This is a genomic window from Pseudomonas sp. 22085 (assembly GCF_052045815.1).
In the GTDB taxonomy this organism is placed as follows: Bacteria; Pseudomonadota; Gammaproteobacteria; order Pseudomonadales; family Pseudomonadaceae; genus Aquipseudomonas; species Aquipseudomonas glycinae.
In genome coordinates this window covers 24,484-50,501 of the sequence record NZ_JBQEQA010000027.1, presented here as the reverse complement: position 1 = coordinate 50,501, position 26,018 = coordinate 24,484, and the positions used below count along the sequence as shown (strand labels likewise).

The window sequence follows — 26,018 nt, the reverse complement described above, 5'->3', positions numbered from 1 at the left end:
TGATCCGTGAGGACGCGACATGAATCAAAAGACCACTTCCGATCCCATGGCCACGCTTTACCAGGAGGGCCGCCATACGTTTGTCGAACTCGTACCCGATGGCGGGGCCAGACTCGACGCCCTGTTCCATACCGTTCCCGCATTGGGCCAACTGGCCGTCGGCGTGGTGTACGGACATTTACACTCGCGGCCTGGTCTTGATCCGCGATTGCGCGAAGCGGTGTCCCTTGCCGCCATTGTCGCCTCGGGCATGTTCGGGCCACCGCTGAGCGTGCACCTCAAAACCGGCCTGGCATCGGGCCTCGCACCGGGTGAATTGACTGAAATACTGCTGCAGGCTTCGGCCTTCGCCGGTTTCCCCCGAGCGGTCAGTGCGGCGGAGCAACTCAATCATCTGTTTGCAGACGCGGGCCTTGAATCACCACCGCCCCCCACCCCGAGAGAAGTCACTTCGAGATTTTGCGCAGACGTTCGCGCGGGCCATCCACCGATTCCGCTGAGTGCCGCAGTGAAACGCCAGTTACGTCAGGCAGACCGTTTGGCGCTGCAAGCCTGCACAGCGCAGGCTGTAATCGTCGAGTGTTTTCAAAGCCCCGAGACGCAACCCAAAGCCCTGCTGTACGTGACGGTGGTCGATAACACTGTTGTCGCCATAAAGCTGTTCAAGGCCCAATGAACGGTTTCATGGTTATGGATCGGGTCGGTTTTATCGCAAAAGGATAGCGTCGACCTGTCAGATCTGACAGGCGACAAGCGCTGCGCGCAGGCCCACAGTAAGTCCCAAGGGATCCATCGTTCCCGGGGGGACGATCATGAAAGGGACTTCACCCATTCGCCTCATTTTCGCTGTCTGTCTGGCCATCGCCACGGCGACAGCGGCGATGGCCGGCGTTCGCAACGGCAGCGGCACAGAGATTCTGCTGCAAGTTTTTCACTGGAATTCCAGCCGCAACCAAACGCCCTGGTATTCAGTGCTGGCGCAACAGGCGCCAACAATTGGCAAAGACGGATTTACCCTTGCCTGGTTACCGCCAGCCTGGACGGACAGCTCAAGCTGGATCGACAGCCAGGCCCAGACCTCAGGTGGTGGCGAAGGCTACTTCTGGAGCAGCTTCGACAAGAACAGTCGTTACGGCAGTGATCAGCAACTCAAACAAGCGGTGCTGGCGCTCAACAACGCGGGGGTGAAAGTCGTCTACGACGTGGTGCCCAATCACATGAACGATAAAGCGGTCTATTCGATGTTCCCGAGAGGGAGCAACGAGTGGCGGCAAGACTGCGCGCAATGTGACGAAGGTGATGCATTCATGGATGGCTCAGCGGATCTGAACACCGCCAGTGCGCGAGTCTTCGACACCTTCAAAAAAGAATTCATCAATCTGCGCGACAACTACGGTGCTCAAGGCCTGCGCTTTGACTTCGTCCGAGGCTACGCACCGGAAACCGTGGATCGCTGGATGAACGCCTTCGGCAACCTGAAATTCTGCGTCGGCGAGAACTGGAAAGGCCCCAACGAATATCCGCCGGGCGACTGGCGACACAATGCGAGCTGGCAGGATGTGCTCAAAGACTGGTCGGATCGCTCGCACTGTACTGTGTTTGATTTTGCCCTCAAGGAGCGTATGCAAAATGGCTCGCTCGCCGAGTGGCGCCACGGCTTGAATGGCAATCCGGATCCTGCCTGGAGAGCAATCGCAGTGACCTTCGTCGACAATCATGACACCGGTTATTCGCCTGGGGCCTATGGTGGTCAACATCACTGGGCGTTGCCCGATCCACTGGTCAATCTGGCTTACGCCTACATCCTCAGCAGTCCCGGCACGCCGACCGTGTACTGGCCGCACATGTATGACTGGCAGCGCGATCAACTGATCCGGCAATTGATCAAACTGCGCAAGGGCGCTGGTATCCGCGCCGATTCGCCGATTCGCTTCAACACCGCCTATTCGGGCTTGGTTGCTACCACCTCGGGGATGAGCGGGACGTTGGTGATTGCGCTGAAATCCGATCTGCAACAGTTGCCGCAGGGCATGGGCACGCCGACCTTGAGCTGGGACAACGGCGACATCCGGATCTGGAGCACAGCGGTCGAACCGGCAGCACTCAACGTCAACGTCCACTGCGACAATGCCAATCCACAATCCGGTGAACGCGTCTATGCCGTCGGATCGTCGCTGGAGTTCGGCGCGTGGGATCCACAACATGCAATTGCGCTGACGCTGAACAATAACCGCTGGAGCGCAACGGTCGAGGTGCCGGGCCAGCAAAGACTGGAGTGGAAATGCATCGTCCGTGGCCAGACTCCGGCAGCGGTGTACTGGCAGGCGGGTGCGAACAACGTGTTCACCAGCGGAGCCGTGAGCGACACGGTCGGGCGCTTCTGACCCTCAGCTATGTTTCATTTCGCATTGCAATGCCGAACAGGCGCACGCCGGCCAACTCGCCATCGCGCTCCTCCAGCAAAATCGGCGCCGTACCGCCCGGCATCACCACTTGCACCTCTCCCGCCGACACCCAACCCACTCGCCATGCAGCGCTCGCCACCGCGCTGGCGCTGGTGCCCGAAGACGCCGTCGGCCCCTCGCCCCGTTCGAACACCCGCGCCACAATGCGCTGATCCCCGGCGCGCGTCGCCCATTGCAGGTTGACCCCGGCCGGGCACGGCTGGCCGGTGCCGGTGGGCATGGCGTAGGCGATAGCGGTCAGACTGTCCGCCAGCGGCGGTTCAAGCATCTGCGCGTTGCTCGGCAGTGCGGCTTCATCCTGCACCAGCGTCACGCAATGTGGATTACCGATCCGCACAAACTGGCTGTGCGCCCAGGCGGGATCGAGTTGCGCCAACGGCCGAACACGGTTGACCTCCACGCCGTTGAACGGCACCGGTTCAACCCCGAGCGCACCGACGGCCACCGGGCCGAAACCGGGCTGGCCGAGGTCCAGCCAAAAGCCGTGCACGCCCGCCACCTGCGCTGGTTTGACCGAGGTCGGCACGGGTGATGGCGCATCCTGTTTGTCGTGATGCACCCGCAGCGTCGCCCCCTCCTCCGGCATCAGCCCTTGTTCAAGCAGCGCCCGGGAGAAAATCGTCAGGCCGTTGCCGCTGCGCTCGGCCAGCGTGCCGTCGGTGTTGACGATCAGCAGGTCGAAGGGGGGCGCGGATTGAAACGGGCCGATCAACAGGCCATCGCTGCGATGGGATTTGCTGCCGACGGGACGTTGACCGTCGGGCCAATCGCAACACTGCGCGATGGCTGCGGTACTCCACGTCTGGCGCGACGACGCGCATTGCGCGGCGCTGGTCGGTAAGTCGATACCGGCATCGCGTAGCGCCCGAGGCGAAACGACCCCGTAGATATTGCCCCGTGCATCGTAGAACTGCGTCATGAACCCGCCCTTGTTTTTCCCGTCGACAGGGACGCCACTGTAAATCGCAACGCCCTGCAGACGCGAGCGGGCTCGCTCCATCGAAAGAGCTGTGCAAGGATGTCCGCTGCTGAAACGTTTTTTGCCAAGGATCGTTATGACCAGCCTCACCCCTCAAGACACGTTCGTTCCCGGACGCCTCGAACAGATGTCCACGCGCATCGCCTTCTTCATCGCCGGGCTCGGCATCGCCGCGTGGGCGCCGCTGGTGCCCTACGCCAAGGCGCGCGCCGGGCTCGATGAAGGGACGCTGGGGTTGCTGTTGCTGTGCCTGGGCGTCGGTTCGATTCTGGCAATGCCGCTGGCGGGGATTCTGGCCACCCGGTTCGGCTGTCGGAAGGTGGCCACCGGCGGCACGCTGCTGATCTGCGCGGCATTGCCGTTGCTGGCGACGGTGTCGTCGATTCCGGCGCTGATCGCCACGTTGTTCATGTTCGGCGCCGGGCTCGGTACGGTGGATTCGACGGTGAACCTGCAAGCGGTGATCGTCGAGCGGGCCAGCGGCAAGAACATGATGTCGGGGTTCCACGGCCTGTTCAGCCTCGGCGGGATCGTCGGTGCAGCGGGCGTGAGCGCCCTGCTCGGTCTCGGGCTGTCGCCATTGGCGGCGATGCTGGTGGTGGTCGTGGTGTTGATCGCCGCGCTGTTCAAGGCGGTGCCGCACATGTTGCCTTACGGCAGTGAAAGCACCGGCCCGGCGTTCGCGGTGCCCCACGGGATTGTGCTGTTCATCGGCGGCATGTGCTTCATCGTGTTCCTCACTGAAGGCGCAGCGCTGGACTGGAGCGCGGTGTTCCTGGCGCAGGAGCGCGGAATCGACACGGCCTATGCGGGATTGGGTTACGCAGCGTTCGCATTGACCATGACGGCCGGTCGTTTGACCGGTGACCGGATTGTCCGGGCATTGGGCGCAACCCGGATCATTCTGTTTGGCGGTCTGCTGGCGGCGGCGGGACTGTTTCTGGCGACCTTCGCCCCGAGCTGGCAAGCCGCGCTGCTCGGTTATGCGCTGGTCGGTGCTGGCTGTTCGAACATCGTGCCAGTGCTGTACACCGCGGTGGGCAAGCAGACGGTGATGCCGGAAAGCATCGCGGTGCCGGCAATCACTACGTTGGGGTATGCGGGGATTCTGGCGGGGCCGGCGGTGATCGGCTTTGTCGCCCACGCCAGCAGCCTGAGTTTTGCCTTCGGGTTGATGGCGACGTTGCTGGTGGCGGTGGCGATTGGCGGGAAAGCTCTGAAGGTCTGAGCCTGATCTGATGTGTTCAGATCGTTCCCACGCTCTGCGTGGGAACGCAGCCAGGGACGCTCCGCGTCCCAAGAAAAGCGGACGCGGAGGTGTTCCCACGCAGACGGTTCGACGGAGGAACCATCAGTGCAGATCAGAAGCCTACGCTGGCCTGCACGAAGAACGTCCGCGGCGTGCCCACGTAGATCCCCGAGTTGTTGTCGCTGGAGCGGGTGAAGTACTGCTTGTCGAAGATGTTCTTCGCCCCGGCGCCGAGCTTCAGGTTCGACAGCTGCGGACCGAAGTCATAGCCGCCGCGCACGTTCCAGGTCACGTAGCCCGGAATGTCGCCGTACTGCCCGTCCGCCGTGCCTTCGGTGATGTAATTGCCATTGAAGCTGCCATCAGCATTCACGCCGGTGCCCGGCGAGCGCTGTTTGGACTGGGCGAAGCCGTCGATGTTGTAGGTCCAGCGGTTGATGTCGTAACGCAGGCCGACGGTCGCCACCTGACGCGAGTAGAACGGCAGGTCGCGGCCCTTGAAGCCGGGGATCTCGCCTTCGTAGGTGGCACGGGTGTAGGTGAAACCGGCGTTGGCGGTCAGGCCATCAAGGCGCGGGTCAAGCGCCGCCATGTCGTAGTGCACCGACGCTTCGATACCCTGGTGCTTGGTCGCGCCGAGGTTGGTCCAGCCCACGTCGTTGCTGATGTATTGCAGTTCGTCATCGAAGTCGATGTAGAACAGCGTCACTTCCCCGCCCCACACGTCATCGTTGTAGCGCGTGCCGATTTCGTAGGTCTTGGCTTTCTCCGGCTCCAGACCATTGGCGGTCTGGTCACCCGAGCCGCCCTGGCCGAGCTGGAAGTACTGCAGGCTGCCGAACGAGGTCTCGTAGTTGGCGAACAGCTTCCACGCATCGGACAGGTGATACATCACGCTCAGGGCCGGCAGCGGCTCGTTGCTTTCGATGCTGCGGTTTTTTTCCGGCACGCGTTTGCCGGCGGTGTCGAGCACGGCGCGATCATGCCAGTCGGTGCTGATGTGTTCGAAGCGAATGCCCGGAGTCACGGTCCAGTTGCCGACGTCGATCTTGTTGTCGATGTACACCGAGTTGGCCTCGGTGCCGCCGGTGCGATCCTGGAACACGTGACCGTCGGAGGTCTTGGTGACCACTGGCACATTGTTGACCAGCGCCAGACGGCTCGACTGCTCGTGCATCGCCTCTTTCAAATAACGGTAACCGACGCTGACTTCCTGAGTGGTCGGGCCGACGTCGAACACACGCGAAACGCGCGGCTCGATGCCCAGCGTGTAATAGGAGCGCGGAAACGAGCTCAGGGTTTTCTGATCGCGAGCGGCGATGGTGCTGCCGCGAAAGCTGTCGGAATAGTAGGTCAGCACTTCCGCCTGGGTACGCTCGTCGATCTGCCGGATCCACTTGAACGACACGTCCTTGCGGCGGCCGCTGAAGCCGTCGTAGTCGCGGTCGGACTGGAACGGTTTGTCGTCGTACTGCTTCTGCGTCAGGCCGCCGGGCATGTCCGCGCTGGCGTCGTAGTAGTGAAAGTTGAGGCTGAAATCGTCCTGATCGGTCGGCGCCCAATGGGTCTTGAGGATCACGTCGTCGATGTCGTTGCCGTTGTTGCGCTCGCGGTAACCGTTGCCGTTGACGCCCGAATACAACAGCGCCATGCCGATGCCGTTGTCGGCGGTACCGCCGAGGAACGCGGTGTCGATGTGTTTCCAGCCACCATGCTGCGAGGTTTCCAGGGTGGTGCCGATTTCACCGGTGGTTTTTTCCGGGATCGCGCGGGTCACGAAGTTGATGACACCGCCGACGTTCTGCGGCCCGTAACGCACGGAGCCGGCACCACGGACCACGTCGATGCTGTCGAGGTTGCCGGAAGAAATCGGCGCCATCGACAGTTGTGGCTGGCCGTACGGCGCAAACGCGGCCGGCACGCCGTCGATCAACACCGTGGAGCGTGGCGACAGGCGCGACGTCAAACCCCGCACGCCGACGTTCAGCGATATGTCGCTGCCGCCGGTGCCGTTGGCTTCCTGCACCTGCACACCCGGCACGCGGCGCAGCACGTCGCCGACGTTCATCGCGCCCTGCTCGACCATCGCTTCACGGCGGATCACCGTGCGCGCGCCGGGGTGGTTCTGCACCACGGCGGCGTCGGCGTCGCCGAGCCAGTCGCCGACCACCTTGATGTCGGTCACGCCCAGTTCCAGCGGGCCGCTGGCAGCGGAAGTCGGGGCCGGTGACAAAGTCACCGAGCCTTCATTGATCTGATAATCCAGGCCGCTGCCTTGCAGCAATTGGCGCAGGGCCTGCTCCGGAGAAAGGTTACCGTCCACCGCTGGCGCCTGTTTGCCGGCGACCAGGTCCGGGCTGAAAAACACCTGCAATGACGTTTGCTGACCCAGTTCGCTCAGGGCCTGGCCCAGCGGCTGTGCGCGGATGTGAATGGCTTCGGCGGCAAAAGCCATCGGCACGGCGGCGTTGACCGCCAGCGCAAGCGCCAGCGGTAACCAAGGAGATTTTTTGTTGTTGGCGGTGGAGTTTTTCACGTCGAACGGAGTCCTGTGGATCGCAAGAGTGTGCGGCTGTTAATGCAAACCAGTTGCAGTTGAACAGGAAGACGACGAACTCGAAAAAAACCTGAATTTTATTTTGAAATTATTTCCTGGCTGCCGTCGGCAAGGGTGCGCACGGCCACCGGAAGGATGCTCGGCAAGGCCTTGAGCAAGGCATCGGTGTTGTCGGATTTGAACACGCTGGTCAGGCGCAAATTGGCCACGGCCGGGTTGGCGACTTTCAGCGGCTTGTCGCGATAACGCGACACTTCCTCGGCAACTTCGCTGAGGCTGGCGTTGTTGAACACCAGTTTGCCGCTGCGCCAGGCCGTCAGTTCCACCGGGTTGACCGCGTAGGCTGGCGCCACTTTGCCCTGGGCATCGACCCGCGTGCCAAGGCCGGCAGTGAGACTGATGAAATCGGCATCGGCCGCATCCCGGCCCTGCACCTTGACAGTGCCCTGCTCCACCGCGACCCGAGTCTGGGTCACGTCGCGCCGCACATCGAAACGGGTGCCGGTGACCGTGACCTTGCCGCTGCCGGCCTCGACCACGAACGGGCGGGACGTGTCGTGCTCGACGCTGAACATCGCTTCGCCTTCGGTCAGCTCGATGAGACGCCGATCCTTTTCGAAACGTACCTGCAAACGGCTGCGGCTGTTGAGGTCGATCACCGAACCGTCCGGCAGCGCCACATGCTTGCGCTCGCCCAGCGCGGTGGCGAATTCGGCGCTGTAACCTTGCGGGTGATTCAAACCGCTGAACAGCCCGAGCCCGAGCGCCACCGCGACTACGCTGGCCGCCACGGCATAACGCAACAACGGACGGCGTTCGCGCCGCGTCGGCGGGGTTTCGCACAAAGCTTTAAGCCGTGGCGCCGGCAGCAGATCCGCCGCCGTCCACAAGCCTTGCAGCAACTGGAATTCGTCACGGTGCTGCGGATGTTCGTTCAGCCACGCGTCGAAGCGCTGCTGTTCGTCGACGCTGACGGTCGGCTCCTGCAAACGCACAAACCAGCGTGCCGCGTCATCGCGCACCGTTGTTTGCCCGCACGCGCAATCACGAGTATCCGTCATGGAATGTCCTGTTTGGCTGGGGGTGAAAAGATGCCGCGGCTCATGATTGCGCCCCGTCCAGGCGATCACGCAGATGCCGCAGGGTGCGGATCATATACTTTTCCACCATGTTCCTGGACAGGCCCAGGCGTTCGGCGATTTCCGCCTGGGTCAGGCCTTCGATCTTCTGCCAGACGAAGATTCGTCGGCAGTTGACCGGCAGCTCCGTGAGCGCACGTTCGATGGAATCGGCCAGCTGGATCGCATGCATGTAATGCTCCGGGTCGCCGGTCGGCGACTCACTGAGATCGATCGCCTCCGACTCCATGGCGCCCCGCCGGTCCTCACGCCGATAGCCGTCCACCGCGATATTGCGCGCGGTCTGGTGCAAATACGCCCGGGGTTGCTGTACCGCCGACGAATCGGATTCGAGCACCCGCACAAAGGTGTCGTGCGCCAGATCCTCGGCCTGCGAGCGATTGCGCAGGCGACGGGTCCAGGTGCCGATCAACTCTTCGTAATGCTCAAGAAAGCCGGGTCTGCGGGGCAGCATGGGGATCATTGCGGCGTGCTGAAGAAAGGGGCGTGAATAGTAATGCTTCCTATTAAGGCGAAGCAATGGATTCCTCGGGTGTGCCGACGAAGCTGTTTTCCTCTATCCCTTCGGCGCTCTAATTCGCGGCAATCCCTGCCTTGCGCGGGCAGGCCTACCCGCGTACCAAGCCCCCTGGTATTCACCGTCCATGGTTCTAATGAAAAGCACCGCGACAGTCGCGGTGCAGTTTCCATCCCGCCAGGCTGCCAAGCCACTCTGGCTGAACAGCCCTTGATGCATGGCGGCTCAGCCTTTTTCGTCAATACCCGCTTGAGTTGCCTGGCTGTCGAAATGACCGCTCAGGGTCACCGGACCAACTTTCAGGTTGCCGTTTTCAAGGGACACCTTCGGTGCGTTTTCTTCGGTTTTGTGCGGCAGATCCAGGCCGGCTTTTACGCCGTAGTCGAGGTTGCTCAGGTCGCTGCTGCTGACCCTCGAACCGCCCGGATCGACCTTGCCTTCGGTGGCGGAAATCCGCGCGCCGGTCAGCTGGGTAGCGCCGCCGACGGTGAGATTCACACCCTGACTACCGTTGATGCCGGAGGCCTGATTCACGCTGTCCTTGTGCGCGTATTCGCCATCGACTTTCAGCGTTGGCTTGTAGTCGGTGCCAGCCAGTTTGCCCCTGTCGTCGGCCGGGGTCTTCTTGGTGGTCAGGCCCAGATCGACATCGACCTTGGCGTGAGAGCTGGAGTCCTGACGGCTTTCGACCGACAGATCACCCGCCACTTTGCCGCTGACATTGCGCGCATCAATCCGCGCAGCGTTCAGGCTCGCATCACCGCCACTGTTCAACACCACCGTGTCGGCCTTGATCTGGCTGTTCTGCTGGGTAGTGCCTTGCAGGTAGTCCACGCCGACTTTGGCTCCGGCATTGAAACCGTGATCGCTGCTGACTTTTTCATCGGCGGCGGTCGGTGTGCTTTTGCTCAGATTGCCACCGGCATTCAACGCGACGTTCCAGTTGTTGCGGTTGTCGGTGGACTGCGCAGATTCCTGAACGAAACCGCCCTTCTGCGCGTCGATGCTGACGTTTGGCGCGCTGACCTGAGTGCCCTGCAGGCGCACTGAATCGCCGCTCAGGGCGATGCCGTTCTGGCTGTTGAGCTGACCACCGGTGAGGGTCTGGGTGTTCTCGTTGACCCGACCGATGTTGAAGTTGCCGCTGAGGTTGCCGCCCTGATCGCGGCTCTTCTCGCTGCTGGTTTTGCTGCCGCCGGCCTTCAGGCCGCCGCCGAGATTGCTGCCGGTGGCGACGTGCGAATCGGTAGCTGCTTGCAGATCGAGTTTGCCGCCAGCTTTGAGGTCGATAGCACCAGCGCTGTCGATCTTCGTGCCTTGCTGCACCTGATTACCGCCGCTGCTCAGTTGCACCGGGCCGTTGCCGCTGATACTGGCGACATGCGCCTGGCTGTCGGTGTTCTGGTGGCCTTTGTGATCGAGCTGGAACCCGGCGCCGAGATCGACGTTGGTGCCGTCGGTGCCCGGCAAGGTGCCGACGGTCAGCGAACCGTTGCCGCGCAGGCTGGAGCTGTCGCTGCTCTGGCGGTCGTTGGCCTGATTCAGGGCCAGATCACCGCCGGTCTTGACGCTGACACCGCCCTGGCCGCCGTCGAAACGGCTGCCTTTGAACTGTGCATCGCCGCCAACATTGATGTTCACGCCCTGGTTGCCAGCGTAACCGCCGACCACCGCGGTGGAGCTGTCCTTGCTCGACTGGCTGCTGCCCCCCGCGCCGCTGCCGGCCACGTTCACGTCTTCACCGGTCTTGGTGTAGACGCGCACATCGACCTTGGCATCTACCGAGTTGTCGGTGCTGCTGTGGGAGTTGTTCGCCGCGTCGGCCACCAGTTTGTCGGCGCTGATGTTCACTTTGCCGGCGCTGGCGTTGTACTGGGTGCCCTGGTCGTGCAGCGTGCCGCCGACCTTCACATCCACGGTCTGGCCGTCGAACCGGCTGACCACCGCATTGCTGCCCTGCTCGGTTTTATCGGCGCTGGCATGAGCGATTGCCACGTCGATACCGACGTTCGGCTGGCCGAGATTGGCCAGTGCGTCCTTGTCCGGCACTTTGCCGTCGAGCACTTCTTTCACGGCGCCTGCAATCGGCCGGGCGATGTCTTTGTACTCGACGTTGGCGCCGATGTCGGCCGACCAGTTGCTCTCGCTGTGAGTGCTGCTTTCGGTGTTGCTCGCAGCACGGTTGTCGACTTCGTTGGCGGCGACGTTCAGAGCGTTGCCGGACTTAAGTTGCGCGCCTTCGGTGACGAGTTTGTCAGCGTTGATGTTCAGGCTGCCGCTGCTCTGCGCGCCGGTGGTTTGCGCAGTAGTTTTAGCGGTGGTGTCTTGAGAAGTGCTGTGCGAGAAATCCACGCCGCTGCCGGCGCGGTCGAGCCCGCCGGTGTAGTAGAAACCGCCGCCAGTGCTGCGGGTTTCGGTCGAGGTGCTGTGGCTGTCCTGCTCGGCCAGCAGCGAGACGTTCTTGCCGCTCAGGGTGGTGTCGCCGGCGGTGGATTTCACCTCGGCGCCCTTGAGCGTCACGTCGCCGCCCGCCTTCACTTGCACAGTGCCGCCGCTGAGGCTGGAGCCCTGCTGAGTGACGTCGCTGGCGGTGACGGTTTGCGCCTTGTCTTGGTAATGCACGCCGGCGCGATACTGCTCCGCCGTTTGCTCCTTGGCGTAAGCGTCGAAGCCGCGGGTCTGTGTGCTGTTGTTGCTGCCGTGGGTGTTCTGCGTCGAATGCACATTCACATCACCCGCCGCATCTGCCGTCAGCGAACCGCCGGCCTTGACCGTGGAACCGGCGACTTCGATGTCCTTGGCGCTCTTGAGCTTGAGGTTGCTGTCGGAAGCCAGCTCGCTGCGCACCGTGGTGCTGTCCTTGCTGTTCTGCCGGGACTCGTCCTTGGTGATGCCGAAGAACTTGCTGTCCTTGTCGTGGTTGTTGCTGTGCGAGGTGTCCTGCACGCCGTCGATGGTCAGCGAGCCGTTGTCGCTGATCACGCTGGCGTCCTGGCCGCCGCGCACCTGGCTGCCGCTGATGCGCACGTCGTCCGCCTTGACCACCAGTTTGCCGGCCGCGTTGATCTTGCTGCCCTGATGCTGGGTCTGGCCCTTGTCGGCGTCGCCGGTCTTGCCGAAGAAACCGCCGCCGACCAGGTCACCGGAATAGCGGTTGTCGCTGCTGCGGTTGGTGCGGGCCGCGGTGGTGATTTCCACTTGTTTGCCGGCCAGTTGCAGATCGCCGGCGCTGTTTAATTCAGCACCTTCGGAGCGTAACAGTGCCGCGGTTTGCAGGGCAATGTTGCCAGCCTTCAACTGGCTGGTGACGCTGCGCTGTTCTTCGCTGCTGCTGTCCCAATCGGCTTTCCACAGGTGTTTGCGGTGTTTGCCCTGGTCGGTCTGGGTGTGGCTTTCAGTGGCAGCGGTCAGGCGCAGATCGCCGCCGCTTTGCACGCTGAGGTTGTTCTTCGCTTCGACCTTGGCGGCTTTCAGCTCGGTGTCTTTGCCGGACGACAGTTGCGCGTCGCGGCTGGCGACGATCTGGCTGCCGTGCTGGCGCGAATCGCTGTCGGTCTTGGTCCGCTCGTAGGTTTCCCAGGTGATGCCGATGGTGCTGTTGTTCCAGTTCTCGCGCTGCTCCTGGAGCTTGCGGCTTTCGACGGTGGTCAGGGTCAGGTTGCGTTTGGCCTCGACCTTCACGTCGCGACCGCTGACATCGGTGGCGGCCAGCGTCAGGTCCTTGCCGCTGTGCAGGCCGACGTCGCCCTGGCTGCTGCGAATGCCGGCACGGGTCACGTCGAGGCTGTCCGGGATCGCCTGGCCGCTGACGCTCAAGTCGCCCGCCGAACGAATCTGCACGCCTTCACGTCCGGCGACTTGCACCGCGCCGACCTTCACGCCCGCGCCTTCAGCGGTGCTGACGATGTTGATGCGCCCGGCCTGCATCGCGCCGAACAGGCTGGCGTCGATCCGTTGATCGGTGGTGTTGCCCGCCGGGTCCACGGCTTTCACCTGGCCGCTGGCGTAGTCGATCTGATTGCGTCCGACGGTGAGGTTCAGTTGATCGCGTGCAGTGATCGCGCCCTGGCTGTCGATGCGCGGGGCGATCAGGTTGATCGAACCTTCGCCGTTGCGCAGGCCGCCGCTCTGGATCTGCAACTGACCGGTGGCGTCGCGGGTGCTCAGGGCTTGCAGCTTGCCGTCGTTCAGCTCGGGCCGGCCGACCAGCAGATTGGCGTTCGGCGTGTTGATGAAGCTGCCGCCGTTCACCGAAATGCCGTTCGGGTTGGCGAGCACGTAGTCGGCGGCGCGACCGAAGATTTCCTGGGCGCCGTTGATGGCCGACGGGTTGCGGCTGATCACTTCGTTGAGGATCACGCTCGCGGCCTGGCCCTGCAATTGCGGGTTGGCCGCCAGTTGCCCGGCAAGCTGCGATTGCCCGGCCTGAAGGGCGTTGTTCAGCACCAGACCCTGATGGTCGACGTTGTAGTCGAGGAACTGGTTATGCGACAGGCCTGAGCCGTTGGGCGCGACGATGTTGACGATCGGGACGCCACCCTGGGTTTGCAGTTGCGCGGTGCCGCCGGGGCCGGGCGCGACCACCACACCGCCGGCCATGGCGCCCGGCAGGTGAGCGACCAGGAAAAGGCTGGCGATGGCCCAGCGCAGTTTGCCCCGTGGGGAAAGATGAAACGCAAAGGTATTCATTGGCATAAAAAACTCTCCATGTAGTGCGGCATCACGTTGCGCGTTGAGTTGAAGGCCACGGCTGTCGCGCTCAGGTCCGATGGCTGTTGTTCACTGACGTTCATAGCTGTAATCCGACCCGCATCAGCCAGGTTTCAGGTTCGCGGTGCAGGCCGGTCGGGGTGTTCAGGCTGCGTTGGTAATCGACGTCCACCTGCAGGTTTTTCCAGCCCAGATTGAGGCCGATGCCGGCGCCGCTCAGGCGTTGAACCGGGGCGCCGTGATCGGCCTTGATCCAGCCGTGGTCGAGGCCGACGCGCGGGGTGAGTTGCACCGGCAAATCGCTGCGCAGCGGCAGGCGCAAGGTGTTGCGCCAGATCGCGCCGCTGGCGCCGGACGCGCTGCTGACCCGATAACCGCGCACGGCGGAATCGTCGGTGCCGAGCAGTTGTTCGATGGCTGGCAGCGGATCCGGGCTGTACTGCAAATTGAGTTGGCTCTGCCATTGCCAGGCTTGCGCGCCGAGCTGGCCGTTGCGCCACTGGCTGAGGCCGGCGCGGTACTTGCGAAACTGTGCCTTGGGCAGGTTTTTGACCTGGCGATCGGCATCGTCGTCGGCGCCGAACCAACGCATACCCTGGGCGTAATTGACGTCGAGGTTCCACACCGCGCGGTCGAGCCAGAACAGATTGAGCCCGGCTTCGGCCACGGTCAGGGTCGGGCTCTGAATGCCGAGGCGGACGTTTTCCAGATAGCTGTCGACGTCCTTGTGCGCCAGTTGCAGATTGGCGCTGAGCTGATGACTCTGATCGCGCCAAAGCACGCGGTCGGCGCGCATGCTGAGCTGATCGGTGATGCCGGTGCTGTACAGGGTCGCCGTGCTGAGCTTGAACGGCGCGCGGTATTCGGCGTGGCTGGCGAAGGTGCTGAACGTCCAGTACCCGTAGGGGATCGCGTAGTAGAGGCTGACGTTGCGGCTGTAGCGGTCGCCCTGATTGAGGGTGTCGCTGGCGCTGAGGCTCAACAGGTCGTTGAGTTCCAGCGGGCTGTCGAGGGTCAGGCTCAGCGTGTCGCGATCACGACCGGTGCTGGCGCTGCCGAGGTTGTCGAAACCGGCACCGAGGGCCCAGCGTGACTGCCCGGAAGTACGTGAGCGCAAGATGATTTTTGACGCACCGGGCTGGCTGCCGGGAGCGATGTCGGCGGTCAGATCAAGCGAGCGCAGGCGGTTCAACTGATCCAGTCCCTGCTCCAGATCCCGCAGGTTCAGCGGTTTGCCGAGCATTCCGGGGAACGCCCCGCCGAGCGACACTGGCAGGCTTTGGTCGGCCAGCTCGATGGACTCGATGTAGCCTTCGTCGATCAGGATATCCAGCGATTGCCCCGCCGCTGGAGCGCTGCTCAGGTATGGCCGGCTGGCGATATAGCCCTTCTCCACGTACAGCGCGGTGATGGTCGCCAGCAAATGGTTGATCTGGCCGACGCCCATGCACGGCGCCAACAGCGGTTTGATCCGGGCGTTGAGTTTGTCTTTATCGATCAGCGTAACGCCGCCGATGCGCGTACCACTCAAGGGCCAGCAGCGCTCATCAGGTTTGATCGACTCAGGAATGGCCGGATTGACCGGCGTCGGGCCAAACGCGCCGCGCTCCAGCTGGCGTTTGCGCTGTTCGAGTTGCAGTTGTTGCAGGTCACGCTGTTGCAGTTGCTGCTGGCGCAGCACTTCCTGGCCAGGGGCTGGAGTTTCGGCGGCGAGAACGCTGGGCGCACACACACTCAACAACAAGGCCGACAACAGCGGGCGCGGCAGGGAACGACTTCGAGAAACAGCGCAAAGCGAATACGGCACTCAACATCCTTGCAATCAACTGGCGTAATGCCACCCCATCAATTGCGGTGATAGTCAGAGCCTTCCTACACAAATGCAAGACGCTTCCTACAGTGCTTACATTTCTTAAACAAATGATCAACTTTTGCTTTCAACAAGATTCATCTGACGACCGGCGATAAAAATCAATTGCCACAAAATATTACTCACGTCATATTACGACCGTAATAGCCACTTCGCTTTCCCAGGTATTACGCCATGACCAGCATGCCCACCGTAGAACCCGATCTCGCCGCTCCGGTCAGCGCCCCCAAACCTCCCCTGCTCAAACGCCTGCTGTTGCCGACTGCGGGACTGGCTGCGCTGGTATTCGCCGGGTTGTATGCCGTGCATTGGTGGGGCACGGGGCGATTTCTCGAGGAAACCGACGATGCCTACATCGGCGGCGACGTCACGGTGATCGGGCCGAAAGTCGCCGGTTACATCGAAGAAGTGCTGGTCAGCGACAACCAGAAGGTGAAGGCCGGCGACGTGCTGATCCGCCTCGACGCCCGCGACTACCGCGCCAATCTGGCCAAGGCTGAAGGCGCGGTCGCCGCCGAGGAAGCGCTACTGGCCAACCTCGACGCCACCGAACAACTGCAGCAAGCGGTGATCGGTCAGGCCCGCGCTGGCATCGATGCCGCCAGCGCCGAAACCGCCCGTTCGCGGGATGACAACGCACGATACAAACGTCTGGTGACCACCAACGCGGTCTCGGTGGAAAGCGCGCAACGGGCCGACGCCACCTTCAAGACCGCGCAAGCCTTGAGCGCCAAGGCCCAGGCCGAACTGCTGGCCGCGCAGCGCCAGCTCACCGTGATCGAAACCCAGAAACAACAGGCCCGCGCCGCCCTCCAGCAAGCCCGGGCCGAACGGGATCTGGCGCAACTCAACCTCGGCTACACCGAACTGCGTGCTCCGGTTGACGGCGTGATCGGCAACCGCCGCGCGCGGGTCGGCGCCTATGCACAGGCTGGTTCGCAGCAGCTGTCAGTCGTGCCGGCCAGCGGTCTGTGGGTCGATGCCAACTTCAAGGAAGATCAACTGGCGCGAATGAAACCCGGCCAGCGCGTAAGCATCCGCGCCGACGTGTTGTCCGGCCAGGAATTCCACGGTCGCCTCGACAGCCTCGCCCCCGCCACTGGTTCGCAATTCAGCGTACTGCCGCCGGAAAACGCCACCGGCAACTTCACAAAAATCGTCCAGCGTGTACCGGTGCGGATCCTGCTCGACCCGGCGGACGGCGTGCTCGGCCACCTGCGTCCAGGCCTGTCGGTGACGGCTGAAGTCGACACCCGCGCCCAACCTGAAACCACTGCCGTGGCCAGCGCGCCATGAGCACCGCCCTCACCGCCGCCGCGCAGCCATTCAATGCCGCCGACATGACGACCGCGACCAAAGTGTTCGCCTTCGCCACAATGTGCATCGGCATGTTCATCGCGTTGCTCGACATCCAGATCGTCTCGGCCTCGCTGCGCGATATCGGCGGCGGGTTGTCCGCCGGCACCGATGAAACGGCGTGGGTGCAGACCAGTTACCTGATTGCCGAAATCATCGTGATTCCGCTGTCGGGCTGGCTGTCCCGAGTGTTCTCCACGCGCTGGCTGTTCTGCGCCTCGGCGGTCGGCTTCACCCTCGCCAGCCTGCTCTGCGGCATCGCCTGGAACATCCAGAGCATGATCGCCTTTCGCGCGCTGCAAGGGTTTCTCGGCGGCTCGATGATTCCGCTGGTGTTCACCACGGCGTTCTTTTTCTTCACCGGCAAGCAGCGAGTGATTGCTGCCGCGACCATCGGCGCCGTGGCTTCGCTGGCACCGACGTTGGGCCCGGTGATCGGCGGCTGGATCACCGACATTTCGTCCTGGCACTGGCTGTTCTACATCAACCTGGTGCCGGGGATTTTCGTCGCCGTGGCGGTGCCGATGCTGGTGAAGATCGACCAGCCGGAACTGTCGCTGCTCAAGGGCGCGGACTATTTGAGCATGGTGTTTCTGGCGCTGTTTCTCGGCTGCCTGGAATACACCCTCGAAGAAGGCCCGCGCTGGAACTGGTTCAGCGACCAGACGATCCTGACCACCGCGTGGATCAGTGGCCTGGCCGGGCTGGCCTTCATCGGCCGCACGCTGCACGTCGCCAATCCGATCGTCGACCTGCGCGCGCTCAAGGATCGCAATTTCGCCCTTGGCTGCTTCTTTTCCTTCGTCACCGGGATCGGCCTGTTCGCGACGATTTACCTGACGCCGCTGTTTCTCGGCCGGGTGCGCGGCTACGGCGCGCTGGACATTGGTCTGGCAGTTTTTTCCACCGGGGTGTTCCAGATCATGGCGATTCCGCTGTACGCCTTTCTCGCCAATCGCATCGATCTGCGCTGGATCATGATGGCGGGCCTGGCGTTGTTCGCCTTGTCGATGTGGGAATTCAGTCCGATCACCCACGATTGGGGCGCCGGAGAATTGCTGCTGCCACAAGCCCTGCGCGGGATTGCCCAGCAACTGGCGGTGCCGCCGGCGGTGACATTGACTTTAGGGGGCTTGGCACCCGCGCGGCTGAAACATGCGTCGGGCCTGTTCAACCTGATGCGCAATCTGGGCGGTGCAATCGGGATTGCCGCGTGCGCGACCATTCTCAACGACCGCACCAACCTGCACTTCACCCGGTTGGCGGAGCATCTGAACAGCAGCAACGAAGCGGTGAATCAGTGGCTGGCCCAGGTCAGCGGCAACTTCGCCGCACTGGGTCAGAGCGGCGATGTTGGCCTCACTGCCAGCCTGCGTCAGCTATGGCTGCTGACCTACCGTGAAGCGCAGACGCAAACCTACGGCGACACGTTCCTGATGATCATGGTGTGCTTCGGCATCGCCACGGCGATGGTGCCCTTGATGCGCAAGGTGCAACCACCGGCCGCGCCGAGTGCCGATGCACATTGATCGATCAGGCTTGCGGAGTTTTACGGAAGCCCACGGCCAGACGGTTCCAGCTGTTGATGGTGCTGATTGCGACCGTCAGGTCGACCATTTCCTGAGGCGAGAACTGCGCAGCGACCACTTCGTAGTCTTCGTCCGGGGCGTGGGTCAGGCTCAGTTGGGTCAGGGATTCGGTCCACAGCAGCGCGGCGCGTTCACGTTCAGTGAAAAACGGCGCTTCACGCCACGCGGTCACGGCGAACAACCGGCGCGGGGTTTCGCCACCCTTGATCGCGTCGGCGGTGTGCATGTCGATGCAGAACGCGCAGCCGTTGATCTGCGAAGCGCGCAGCTTGACCAGTTCGATCAGGGTCTTTTCCAGCGGCAGTTTCGAGACGGCGGTTTCCAGGGCGATCATCGCTTTCAGGGCATCTGGGGACGCGGTGTAGAAATCGATACGAGGTTTCATGGCGACTCTCCGGGGCAAGTGAATGTGGGGCTACGTTAGTCCCGGCGTCCGGACCGGCAAATAGCCAATCTCCCGGAAGATGGGTAGGCCACTGCGTCGGTGTCAGAAAAGAAAGTGTGAATAGGCAATTGCCAGCACTCGTTGCACGCCACTAGAATGCGATCAATTCTTAATTGCACCCTAATCGCACTCTCGATTGCATCTCTGGCAACGGACGCCCGAAACGAGTACCTGCCCTCCATGTCGTCCCTCGATCAGCCGTTGAATCAGCAAGTCCAGACGCTCTACAGCGAACACCACGGGTGGCTGCAGGGCTGGCTGCAGCGCAAGTTGGGCAATCGCTGCGATGCGGCCGATCTGGCGCACGACACGTTTTTGCGCCTGCTCACCCGTCAGGTGATCAAGCCGTTGGGCAGCGAGCCCCGGGCGCTGCTGACGCACATCGCCAAAGGCCTGATGATCGACCGTTGGCGGCGGCATGATCTGGAGCGCGCGTACCTGGAAACCATTGCGCACCTGCCCGCCGCCGAAGTGCCGTCGCCGGAAACCCGCTACCTGATTCTCGAAACCCTGTGGCGCATCGAAGCGCTGCTGCGCGAACTGCCCGAGCAGACCCGCGACACCTTCCTGCTGTCGCAGATCGAAGGCCTGACCTACGCGCAGATCGCCACGCGCCTGAATGTTTCGCTGATCACCGTCAAACGCCACATGCGTGCCGCGTTCATTGCCTGCCTGAGTGTCGCCTGATGCCTTCGTCGATGATCAACCCGCAGATTCTCGGCGAAGCCGCCGACTGGCTGGTGCAACTGCATTCCGGCACCGCCACCCCGTCCGACCATCAGGCCATCGCCCAATGGCGCAGCCGCAGCGCCGAGCACGCCATGGCCTGGCAACGGGCCGAAGCGCTGTTGGGGGATTTGCGCAGCGTGCCGGCCAACGTCGCGATCCAGACCTTGAAACGCGCGTCCCGCAAAGAAGGCCTGAGCCGCCGCCAGACCCTCACCCGCCTCGGCCTACTGTTGATGGCCGGGCCGCTGGGCATCGCTTCGCAGCATGTACCGTGGCAGCAATGGACCGCCGACCAGCGCACCGCCGTCGGCGAACAAAAGAACCTGCAATTGCCGGACGGCACGCAATTGGTGCTCAACACCGACAGCGCCGTGGACATCGCTTTCAGCCCGGTGGAGCGTCGGGTCCTGCTGCTCAACGGCGAAGTGCTGATCAACACCGCCGCAGATGCCAGCGCCCGTCCGTTCATTGTTGAAACCCCGCAAGGTGTGGCCCGCGCGCTGGGCACGCGATTCTGCGTGCGCACCGAGGGTTCGCGCAGCCAGGTGTCGGTGCTCGAAGGCCAGGTCCAGATCACCCCGCAACTGCTCAAGCAGAGCGCGATTCTCCAGACCGGCGAACGGCAGCGCTTCAAGCTCAACAGCTTCGACAGCGCCGAAACCTTCGACACCGCTTCCCTGGCCTGGGACAAGGGCATGCTGCTGGCCAGCAACATGCGCCTGGACGAATTGCTCGACGAGTTGAGCCGCTATCGCCGGGGCGTGCTGCGCTGTCATCCGGACGTGGCGGCGATGCGCGTATCCGGGGCGTTTTCCCTGCGCGACACCGACGCCAGCCTGCGTCTGCTCAGCGACACGTTGCCGCTGAACATCAACAGCCTGACCCGCTATTGGCTGTCGGTGGAACCGCGTGTCTGAGCCCTCGGAAAATATTTTCAATATTCCCTGATACCTTTTCGCGACTCGTCCGGTGAGTGGATAGACCTTCCGATTCCACGCCCCCGACAGGAACACCGAATGACCGCAATGCCATCGCCCCGCCCCGCCACGTTTGCGCTCAAGGCCCTGAACCTGAGCCTGGCCCTGGCCTTCAGCGCACTGCTGCCGAGCGCCGCCCAAGCCGCCGACAGCGTCAGTGAAAGCGGCAGCCGCAGCGTCAACATCGGCCCCGGCCTGCTCAGCCATGTGCTGGCGCAATTTGCGGTCAGCGTCGGCGTGCCACTGTCGTTCGATCCGGCGCAACTGGGCAATCGCCAGAGCCCCGGCCTGCAAGGCAGTTACACCGCCCAGAGCGGTTTTGCCCGGTTGCTGGAAGGCAGCGGTTTCGAACTGATCAGCACCGGCCACAACGGTTACACCGTGGCGCCGAAAGTTGCGGCGGACGGCGCGCTGGAACTGGGCGCCACCAACGTCAGCGCCCTGCGTGACGACAGCGGTGACACCTACGGCGGCGAACAGGTCGCCCGCCGCGCGCAGATCGGCATGCTCGGCAACCAGGAGGTCAACGACCTGCCCTTCAGCGTCACCAGCTACACCGCCAAGACCATGGCCGACCAACAGGCCCAGACCGTCGGCGATGTGTTGCTCAACGACGCCTCGGTGCGCCAGTCCAACGGCTTCGGCAACTTCTCGCAGATGTTCATGATCCGTGGCCTGCCGCTGGCCTCCGATGACATTTCCTATAACGGCCTCTATGGCGTGCTGCCCCGGCAGATCATCGCCGTCGAAGCGCTGGACCGGGTCGAACTGTTCAAGGGCCCGAACGCGTTCGTCAACGGCGTGACCCCGAGCGGCAGCGGCATCGGCGGCGGGATCAACCTGCAACCCAAACGCGCGATGGACACGCCGACCCGCAGCGTCACCCTCGACTACAGCGCCGACGGTCGGGTCGGCGGCCATCTGGATCTGGGCCAGCGCTTTGGCGAGGACAACCGCTTCGGCGCGCGGGTCAACCTGATGCAGCGCGAAGGCGACACCGCCGTCGATGACGAAGACCAGCGCTCGTCGCTGTTCAGCGTCGGCCTGGACTATCGTGGCGATCGCCTGCGGGTCTCGACCGATTTCGGCTATCAGAAGCAGGTCATCAACCAGGGCCGCTCGGTGGTCTATGTCGATTCGAGCCTGGCAAAAGCGCCCAAGGTGCCGCACGCCAACGCCAGCTACGCCCAGAGCTGGAGCTACTCGCAACTCGAAGACACTTTCGGCATGGCCCGCGCCGAATACGACCTCAACGACAACTGGACGGCCTACGTGTCCGGTGGCGCTAAGCACACCCGCGAGAACGGCGTGTACTCGTCGCTGACCGTCACCAACCTGAACGGCAACGCCCGTGGCGGCATGCTCTATTCACCCCACGACGAGGACAACCAGAGCGCCATGGCCGGGCTCAACGGCCGCTTCGACACCGGCCCCGTCACGCACCAGTTGAACCTCGGCTGGGCGGGCATCTGGGGCGAGCAGCGCTCGGCGTTCAAAACCATCGGCACCGCCGGGCGCTACAGCACCAACCTGTACAACGTCACCGACAAGCCGCGCCCGGCGCCCACCTCGTTCGCCAGCGACATCAGCGACCCGCGCATCACCGGCAAGAACACCCTGCGCAGCGAGGCGATTTCCGACACCCTCGGCTTCGTCGATGACCGCATCCTGCTGACCCTCGGCGTGCGTCGCCAGGAATTGAAAGTCGACGGCTGGAGTACAGCCACCGGCGCCCGCACCTCAAGTTATGAAGAGTCGATTACTACCCCGGTCTATGGCCTGGTGATCAAGCCGTGGGAACACGTGTCGTTCTACGCCAACCGCATCGAAGGCCTGGCCAAAGGCCCGACGCCGCCGACCACCGCGATCAACCGCGACGAAACCTTCGCCCCGGTGCGCAGCAAACAGATCGAAGCCGGCGTGCGCCTGGACATGGGCAGCTACGGCGCCAACCTCGGCGTCTATCGCATCGAACAACCGTCGAGCTACACCCAGGACGGAATCTTCCGGGTCGACGGCCAGCAGACCAACAAAGGCGTGGAACTCAACGTCTACGGCGAACCGCTCGACGGCCTGCGCCTGCTCAGCGGCGCAACCGTGATGAAGACTGAACTGGAAGGCAGCAGCAACGGTGTGAATGACGGCAACCGCGCCGTCGGGGTGCCGCGCTTCCAGTTCAACCTGGGCGCCGACTGGGACATTCCGGGCCTCGAAGGCGCGGCCCTCAGCGCGCGGATGTTGCGCACCGGCGGCCAGTACCTGAACGCGGCAAATACTCAGAGCATTCCGGCGTGGAACCGCTTCGACCTGGGTACGCGCTATGCCTTCAAACTGGATGAAAAGCAGATCACCCTGCGGGCCAATCTGGAGAACGTCGCCAACGAAGCCTATTGGGCCTCGGCCAACGGCGGTTACCTGACCCAGGGCACGCCGCGCACGCTGAAGGTGTCGGCGACCGTGGACTTCTGACCGCTCGTCATCCGGCCGGCACCAAGGGTTCGGCGCGTCTGACCAATATCAGGTAAATCCCCTTTCCGGAGACAAACCATGATGACGCGCAAACTCACCTCGCTGTTATTGATCGGCCTGCTGGCCACAGGCTCAGCGGCGACGTTCGCCGCCAATGACGGCGCCGATGCCACGGGCACCAAATCCGGCTCCACCAACAGCTCGCCCATGCCACCGGACAACACGCCGGGCTCGCCGTCCGGCGGCAGCGGCGCAGGCAATGGCACCGGCACCAACGGTGGCGCCAGCGGTTCCGGTTCGGGAGCGGGAGGTGGCACCGGTTCGGCCGGTGGCGGCACGGGCGGTGCCGGCGGTGGCACGGGCGGCTGAACGAACAAGAGCAGGTCATGGTGAAGGCCATGGCCTGTGTCTGAACCGATTCGATTTTGTCAGCGATCCGAACGCATCAGTTCGCCAACGCTAACGTCCATTGACAGCACGGCCGCGCGGTTGCGGCCGGCGTTCTTGGCCTGATACAACGCCGCATCCGCGCGTTGAATAAACAGTTCCGGGCTGTCGTTGCCGGTCGGAATAAACGCATAGCAACCCAGGCTCACCGTGAGATACCCGGTGGGCGAACCGCTGTGGGTGATGTGTTTGTCCATCACGCTGCGGCGGATCTGCCCGGCAATTGCCAGTGCGCCGTTGATGTCGGTGTCCGGCAGCAGCACCGCGAACTCTTCACCGCCATAGCGCACCGCCAGATCGGACTTGCGCTGGCAGCAGTTTTTCACCACCTGCGCGACCTGCGTCAGGCAATGGTCGCCGGCCACGTGGCCGTAGGCATCGTTGTAGCGTTTGAAAAAATCGATATCGAGCATGATCAGGCTGACCGGGCTCGACTGCCGCGCACCGCGGGCAAATTCCACCTCCAGCGAGCGCTCGAACAGACGCCGGTTGGCCAGTCCGGTCAGGCTGTCGTGGGTGGCGATCTGTTCCAGCGCCTGCTGGGCCTTGCGCAGGTTTTTTTCGATCCGCTCGCCATCGCGCACCTGATGAATGAACACCCAGCCGAACAGCCCCACGCCGAGCATCACCAGCGCCACGATCACGCTGGACTGAAACGCCCGGTCATACCAGCCCTGGAGGATCGTGTCCCGGGACGAAGACGCCGCGACCACCAACGGGTAGCTTTCCAGCTGCCGGTAACCATAAAGACGCGCCACACCGTCGACCACCGAATCGATCATCGCGGTGCCGGCGGAGGCGTTGGGCAGCAGCTTCTGATAGATCTCGCCCTTGGCCAGCGAGGTGCCGATCAGAGACTCGTCGAACGGCCGACGGGCGAGCAACGTGCCGTCAGTCATGCCGAGAAACATCGTGCCGTTGTCATCCAGGCTGAAGCTTTTGAAGAACTTGTCGAAGTACGACATCTTGATCCCGGCCAGCAACACGCCCTGGAAGTTGCCGGCGCGGTCGTTGACCCGTTTCGAGATCGGGATGATCCACTCGCCGTTCTCACGGCTGCGGATCGCCGGGCCGATGTGCGCCACACCCGACACGTTCTGCTGGTGAAACTTGAAGTACTCGCGATCGGCCACGCCATTGCCGCGCGGCAGATCCGGGAACGAGGTAATCACCCACTGCCCTTCGCGGTCGAACAGGAACATGCCGTGCAACTGCTCGAGTTGTTGCACTCGCCGCGCGAAGGTTCGCTGCAATCGCGGCTTCTGCGCCGCACCGTAGCCATCTTCCTGAACCCAGTCGACCAGGCTGGTCATCACCAGATCCGCCGCCAGAAACGTGTCTTCAGCCTGCTGCGCCATCGCCCGGGTCAGGTTGGCCGACGACACCTGCGCGTTGGCCAGATCCTGGCGCCGCGACTGTTCGATCTGCAAATACAGCAGACCGGACAGGCACAGACACACGGCAACGATGAACAACACCGCCGCCTTGCGCAGGGGCAAACGTTTGAGGGTGCCGCCGGGGGCCTGATGCGGATCGTGAATGGGGATAGGCAAAAGCGTGTCCTGGGCAGGTACGACAGGGGCAAAAGCCCGAAACCCTTGTTCTTGTGAGCGTAGCCCACCGGGTTGTGTGGGGCAACCAAGTGCCCCCGCTACGATCCCGACCCAGTTGCTATCGGCGCGCAGGGCAATTGGATGACCTGCGACGCAAATTATTTTTGCCTGCCCGTTTTTGCCCGCATCAGCCCTGACGGGCCAACCGCCGCATCGCACTGTGCAGATGCGCCCGTGCACTTTCTGGATCGCCCTCGCGCATCTGCTCGTACGCCCGCTGCGCCACCGCGTGCGGCACCGGTTTCAACACCCGTTGCGTGGCCATCGCCAGCAGTTGCACTTGCGCGGCACGCTCCAGGTAATACAGATCGTCCCAGGCTTCAGCGATGGTCGGCGCCGCGACAATCACCCCGTGATTTTTCAGGAACAGAATGTCGGCCTCGCCCATGACCCCGGCAATCCGGTCGCCCTCGCGCTCATCCAGCGCCAGCCCGTTGTAATGCTCGTCCACCGCCGTGCGCCCGTAGAACTTCAGCGCAGTCTGGCTCAGCCACAACAGCGGCGGCCCCTCCAGCAGGCACAACGCCGTCGCGTTCGGCATATGGGTGTGGAACGCGACTTTTACTCGGGGCAGTCGCTGATGCAGGCGCGCATGAATATAGAAAGCAGTCGCTTCCGGCTGACCCTCGCCGTCCACCACGTTGCCGGCGAAGTCGCAGACCAGCAGGTTATGCGCCGTGACTTCGGCAAACGCATAGCCGTACGGATTGACCAGAAACAGGTCAGCATGTCCCGGCAACATCGCCGAAAAGTGATTGCAGATTCCCTCCTCCAAGCCGTGCAGCGCCGCCAGTTGAAAGCACGCCGCCAGCTCTTTGCGAGCGGTGATGACGGCTTCGCTGTCGAGGTTCAACGAGCCGCAGCGCGTGGGCCGGGCGCTGCCGGTCAGGGTATGGGCCATGGCGAG

Annotated in this window: 18 protein-coding genes; 9 read left to right on the top strand and 9 right to left on the bottom strand. The window is 63.1% G+C overall.

The genetic code is table 11. From position 1 onward, the window contains the following. Positions 1-19: 19 nt before the first annotated feature. Both ACTJK7_RS26100 and ACTJK7_RS26095 read left to right on the top strand, forming a co-directional pair. Positions 20-676 carry a carboxymuconolactone decarboxylase family protein gene (locus ACTJK7_RS26100; protein ID WP_064380914.1) on the top strand — a complete coding sequence of 219 codons (657 nt, stop codon included), beginning with the start codon at positions 20-22 and terminating at the stop codon, positions 674-676. Between the two features lie 136 nt (positions 677-812). After that, positions 813-2,384, top strand: a complete 1,572-nt coding sequence (locus tag ACTJK7_RS26095; protein ID WP_064380916.1) for a glucan 1,4-alpha-maltotetraohydrolase domain-containing protein — start codon at positions 813-815, stop codon at positions 2,382-2,384. A 7-nt stretch (positions 2,385-2,391) separates the two neighbouring features. Here ACTJK7_RS26095 and ACTJK7_RS26090 read toward each other — a convergent pair whose 3' ends face one another. Next, on the bottom strand, positions 2,392-3,384 hold the full coding sequence (locus ACTJK7_RS26090; protein ID WP_440780883.1) for a diaminopimelate epimerase: 993 nt from the start codon (positions 3,382-3,384) through the stop codon (positions 2,392-2,394). A 136-nt stretch (positions 3,385-3,520) separates the two neighbouring features. On the opposite strand from ACTJK7_RS26090, the gene ACTJK7_RS26085 reads away from it, so the two are divergent. Continuing rightward, positions 3,521-4,672 carry an MFS transporter gene (locus tag ACTJK7_RS26085; protein ID WP_064380919.1) on the top strand — a complete coding sequence of 384 codons (1,152 nt, stop codon included), beginning with the start codon at positions 3,521-3,523 and terminating at the stop codon, positions 4,670-4,672. 133 nt (positions 4,673-4,805) lie between these two features. Here the strand turns inward: ACTJK7_RS26085 and ACTJK7_RS26080 are convergent, their stop codons facing one another. The 5 genes from ACTJK7_RS26080 to ACTJK7_RS26060 form a co-directional block, all read right to left on the bottom strand. Then, positions 4,806-7,229, bottom strand: coding sequence for a TonB-dependent siderophore receptor (locus tag ACTJK7_RS26080; protein WP_323151738.1), 2,424 nt, complete (start codon positions 7,227-7,229; stop codon positions 4,806-4,808). Between the two features lie 98 nt (positions 7,230-7,327). Continuing rightward, complete coding sequence (locus tag ACTJK7_RS26075) at positions 7,328-8,311, bottom strand: FecR family protein (protein ID WP_108562816.1); 984 nt, start codon at positions 8,309-8,311, stop codon at positions 7,328-7,330. A gap of 40 nt (positions 8,312-8,351) precedes the next feature. Beyond that, the gene (locus tag ACTJK7_RS26070) at positions 8,352-8,852 is read right to left on the bottom strand and encodes a sigma-70 family RNA polymerase sigma factor (RefSeq protein WP_011335117.1); all 501 of its coding nucleotides are present in this window, start codon (positions 8,850-8,852) and stop codon (positions 8,352-8,354) included. A 279-nt stretch (positions 8,853-9,131) separates the two neighbouring features. Next, entirely contained in the window at positions 9,132-13,601 is a 4,470-nt protein-coding gene (locus tag ACTJK7_RS26065) for a hemagglutinin repeat-containing protein (protein ID WP_440780882.1), read from the bottom strand. A gap of 94 nt (positions 13,602-13,695) precedes the next feature. Continuing rightward, on the bottom strand, positions 13,696-15,423 hold the full coding sequence (locus ACTJK7_RS26060) for a ShlB/FhaC/HecB family hemolysin secretion/activation protein (protein ID WP_440780880.1): 1,728 nt from the start codon (positions 15,421-15,423) through the stop codon (positions 13,696-13,698). A gap of 237 nt (positions 15,424-15,660) precedes the next feature. Here ACTJK7_RS26060 and ACTJK7_RS26055 point away from each other — a divergent pair, with 237 nt between their 5' ends. Both ACTJK7_RS26055 and ACTJK7_RS26050 read left to right on the top strand, forming a co-directional pair. Beyond that, positions 15,661-16,782, top strand: coding sequence for an HlyD family secretion protein (locus ACTJK7_RS26055; protein ID WP_064380928.1), 1,122 nt, complete (start codon positions 15,661-15,663; stop codon positions 16,780-16,782). Continuing rightward, positions 16,779-18,371 carry a DHA2 family efflux MFS transporter permease subunit gene (locus ACTJK7_RS26050; RefSeq protein WP_108562819.1) on the top strand — a complete coding sequence of 531 codons (1,593 nt, stop codon included), beginning with the start codon at positions 16,779-16,781 and terminating at the stop codon, positions 18,369-18,371. Before ACTJK7_RS26055 ends, ACTJK7_RS26050 begins: the two co-directional genes overlap by 4 nt. Before the next feature lie 4 nt (positions 18,372-18,375). Here the strand turns inward: ACTJK7_RS26050 and ACTJK7_RS26045 are convergent, their stop codons facing one another. Next, the gene (locus ACTJK7_RS26045) at positions 18,376-18,816 is read right to left on the bottom strand and encodes a carboxymuconolactone decarboxylase family protein (protein WP_011335126.1); all 441 of its coding nucleotides are present in this window, start codon (positions 18,814-18,816) and stop codon (positions 18,376-18,378) included. A 240-nt stretch (positions 18,817-19,056) separates the two neighbouring features. Between ACTJK7_RS26045 and ACTJK7_RS26040 the strand changes: the two genes are divergently transcribed. The 4 genes from ACTJK7_RS26040 to ACTJK7_RS26025 all read left to right on the top strand — a co-directional run bounded on the left by ACTJK7_RS26040 (position 19,057) and on the right by ACTJK7_RS26025 (position 23,420). Continuing rightward, positions 19,057-19,563: a sigma-70 family RNA polymerase sigma factor gene (locus ACTJK7_RS26040; protein ID WP_108562820.1), complete on the top strand. Its 507-nt coding sequence runs from the start codon at positions 19,057-19,059 to the stop codon at positions 19,561-19,563. Beyond that, the gene (locus tag ACTJK7_RS26035) at positions 19,563-20,522 is read left to right on the top strand and encodes a FecR domain-containing protein (RefSeq protein WP_440780879.1); all 960 of its coding nucleotides are present in this window, start codon (positions 19,563-19,565) and stop codon (positions 20,520-20,522) included. The genes ACTJK7_RS26040 and ACTJK7_RS26035 overlap by 1 nt, the downstream gene beginning before the upstream one ends. Before the next feature lie 99 nt (positions 20,523-20,621). Then, positions 20,622-23,051 carry a TonB-dependent siderophore receptor gene (locus ACTJK7_RS26030; RefSeq protein WP_440780878.1) on the top strand — a complete coding sequence of 810 codons (2,430 nt, stop codon included), beginning with the start codon at positions 20,622-20,624 and terminating at the stop codon, positions 23,049-23,051. A gap of 78 nt (positions 23,052-23,129) precedes the next feature. Beyond that, positions 23,130-23,420: a hypothetical protein gene (locus tag ACTJK7_RS26025; protein WP_085654321.1), complete on the top strand. Its 291-nt coding sequence runs from the start codon at positions 23,130-23,132 to the stop codon at positions 23,418-23,420. A gap of 59 nt (positions 23,421-23,479) precedes the next feature. Here the strand turns inward: ACTJK7_RS26025 and ACTJK7_RS26020 are convergent, their stop codons facing one another. Next, positions 23,480-25,051, bottom strand: coding sequence for a sensor domain-containing diguanylate cyclase (locus ACTJK7_RS26020; RefSeq protein WP_085654322.1), 1,572 nt, complete (start codon positions 25,049-25,051; stop codon positions 23,480-23,482). 187 nt (positions 25,052-25,238) lie between these two features. Next, positions 25,239-26,012 carry an aldolase gene (locus ACTJK7_RS26015; protein ID WP_440780877.1) on the bottom strand — a complete coding sequence of 258 codons (774 nt, stop codon included), beginning with the start codon at positions 26,010-26,012 and terminating at the stop codon, positions 25,239-25,241. Positions 26,013-26,018: the final 6 nt, after the last annotated feature.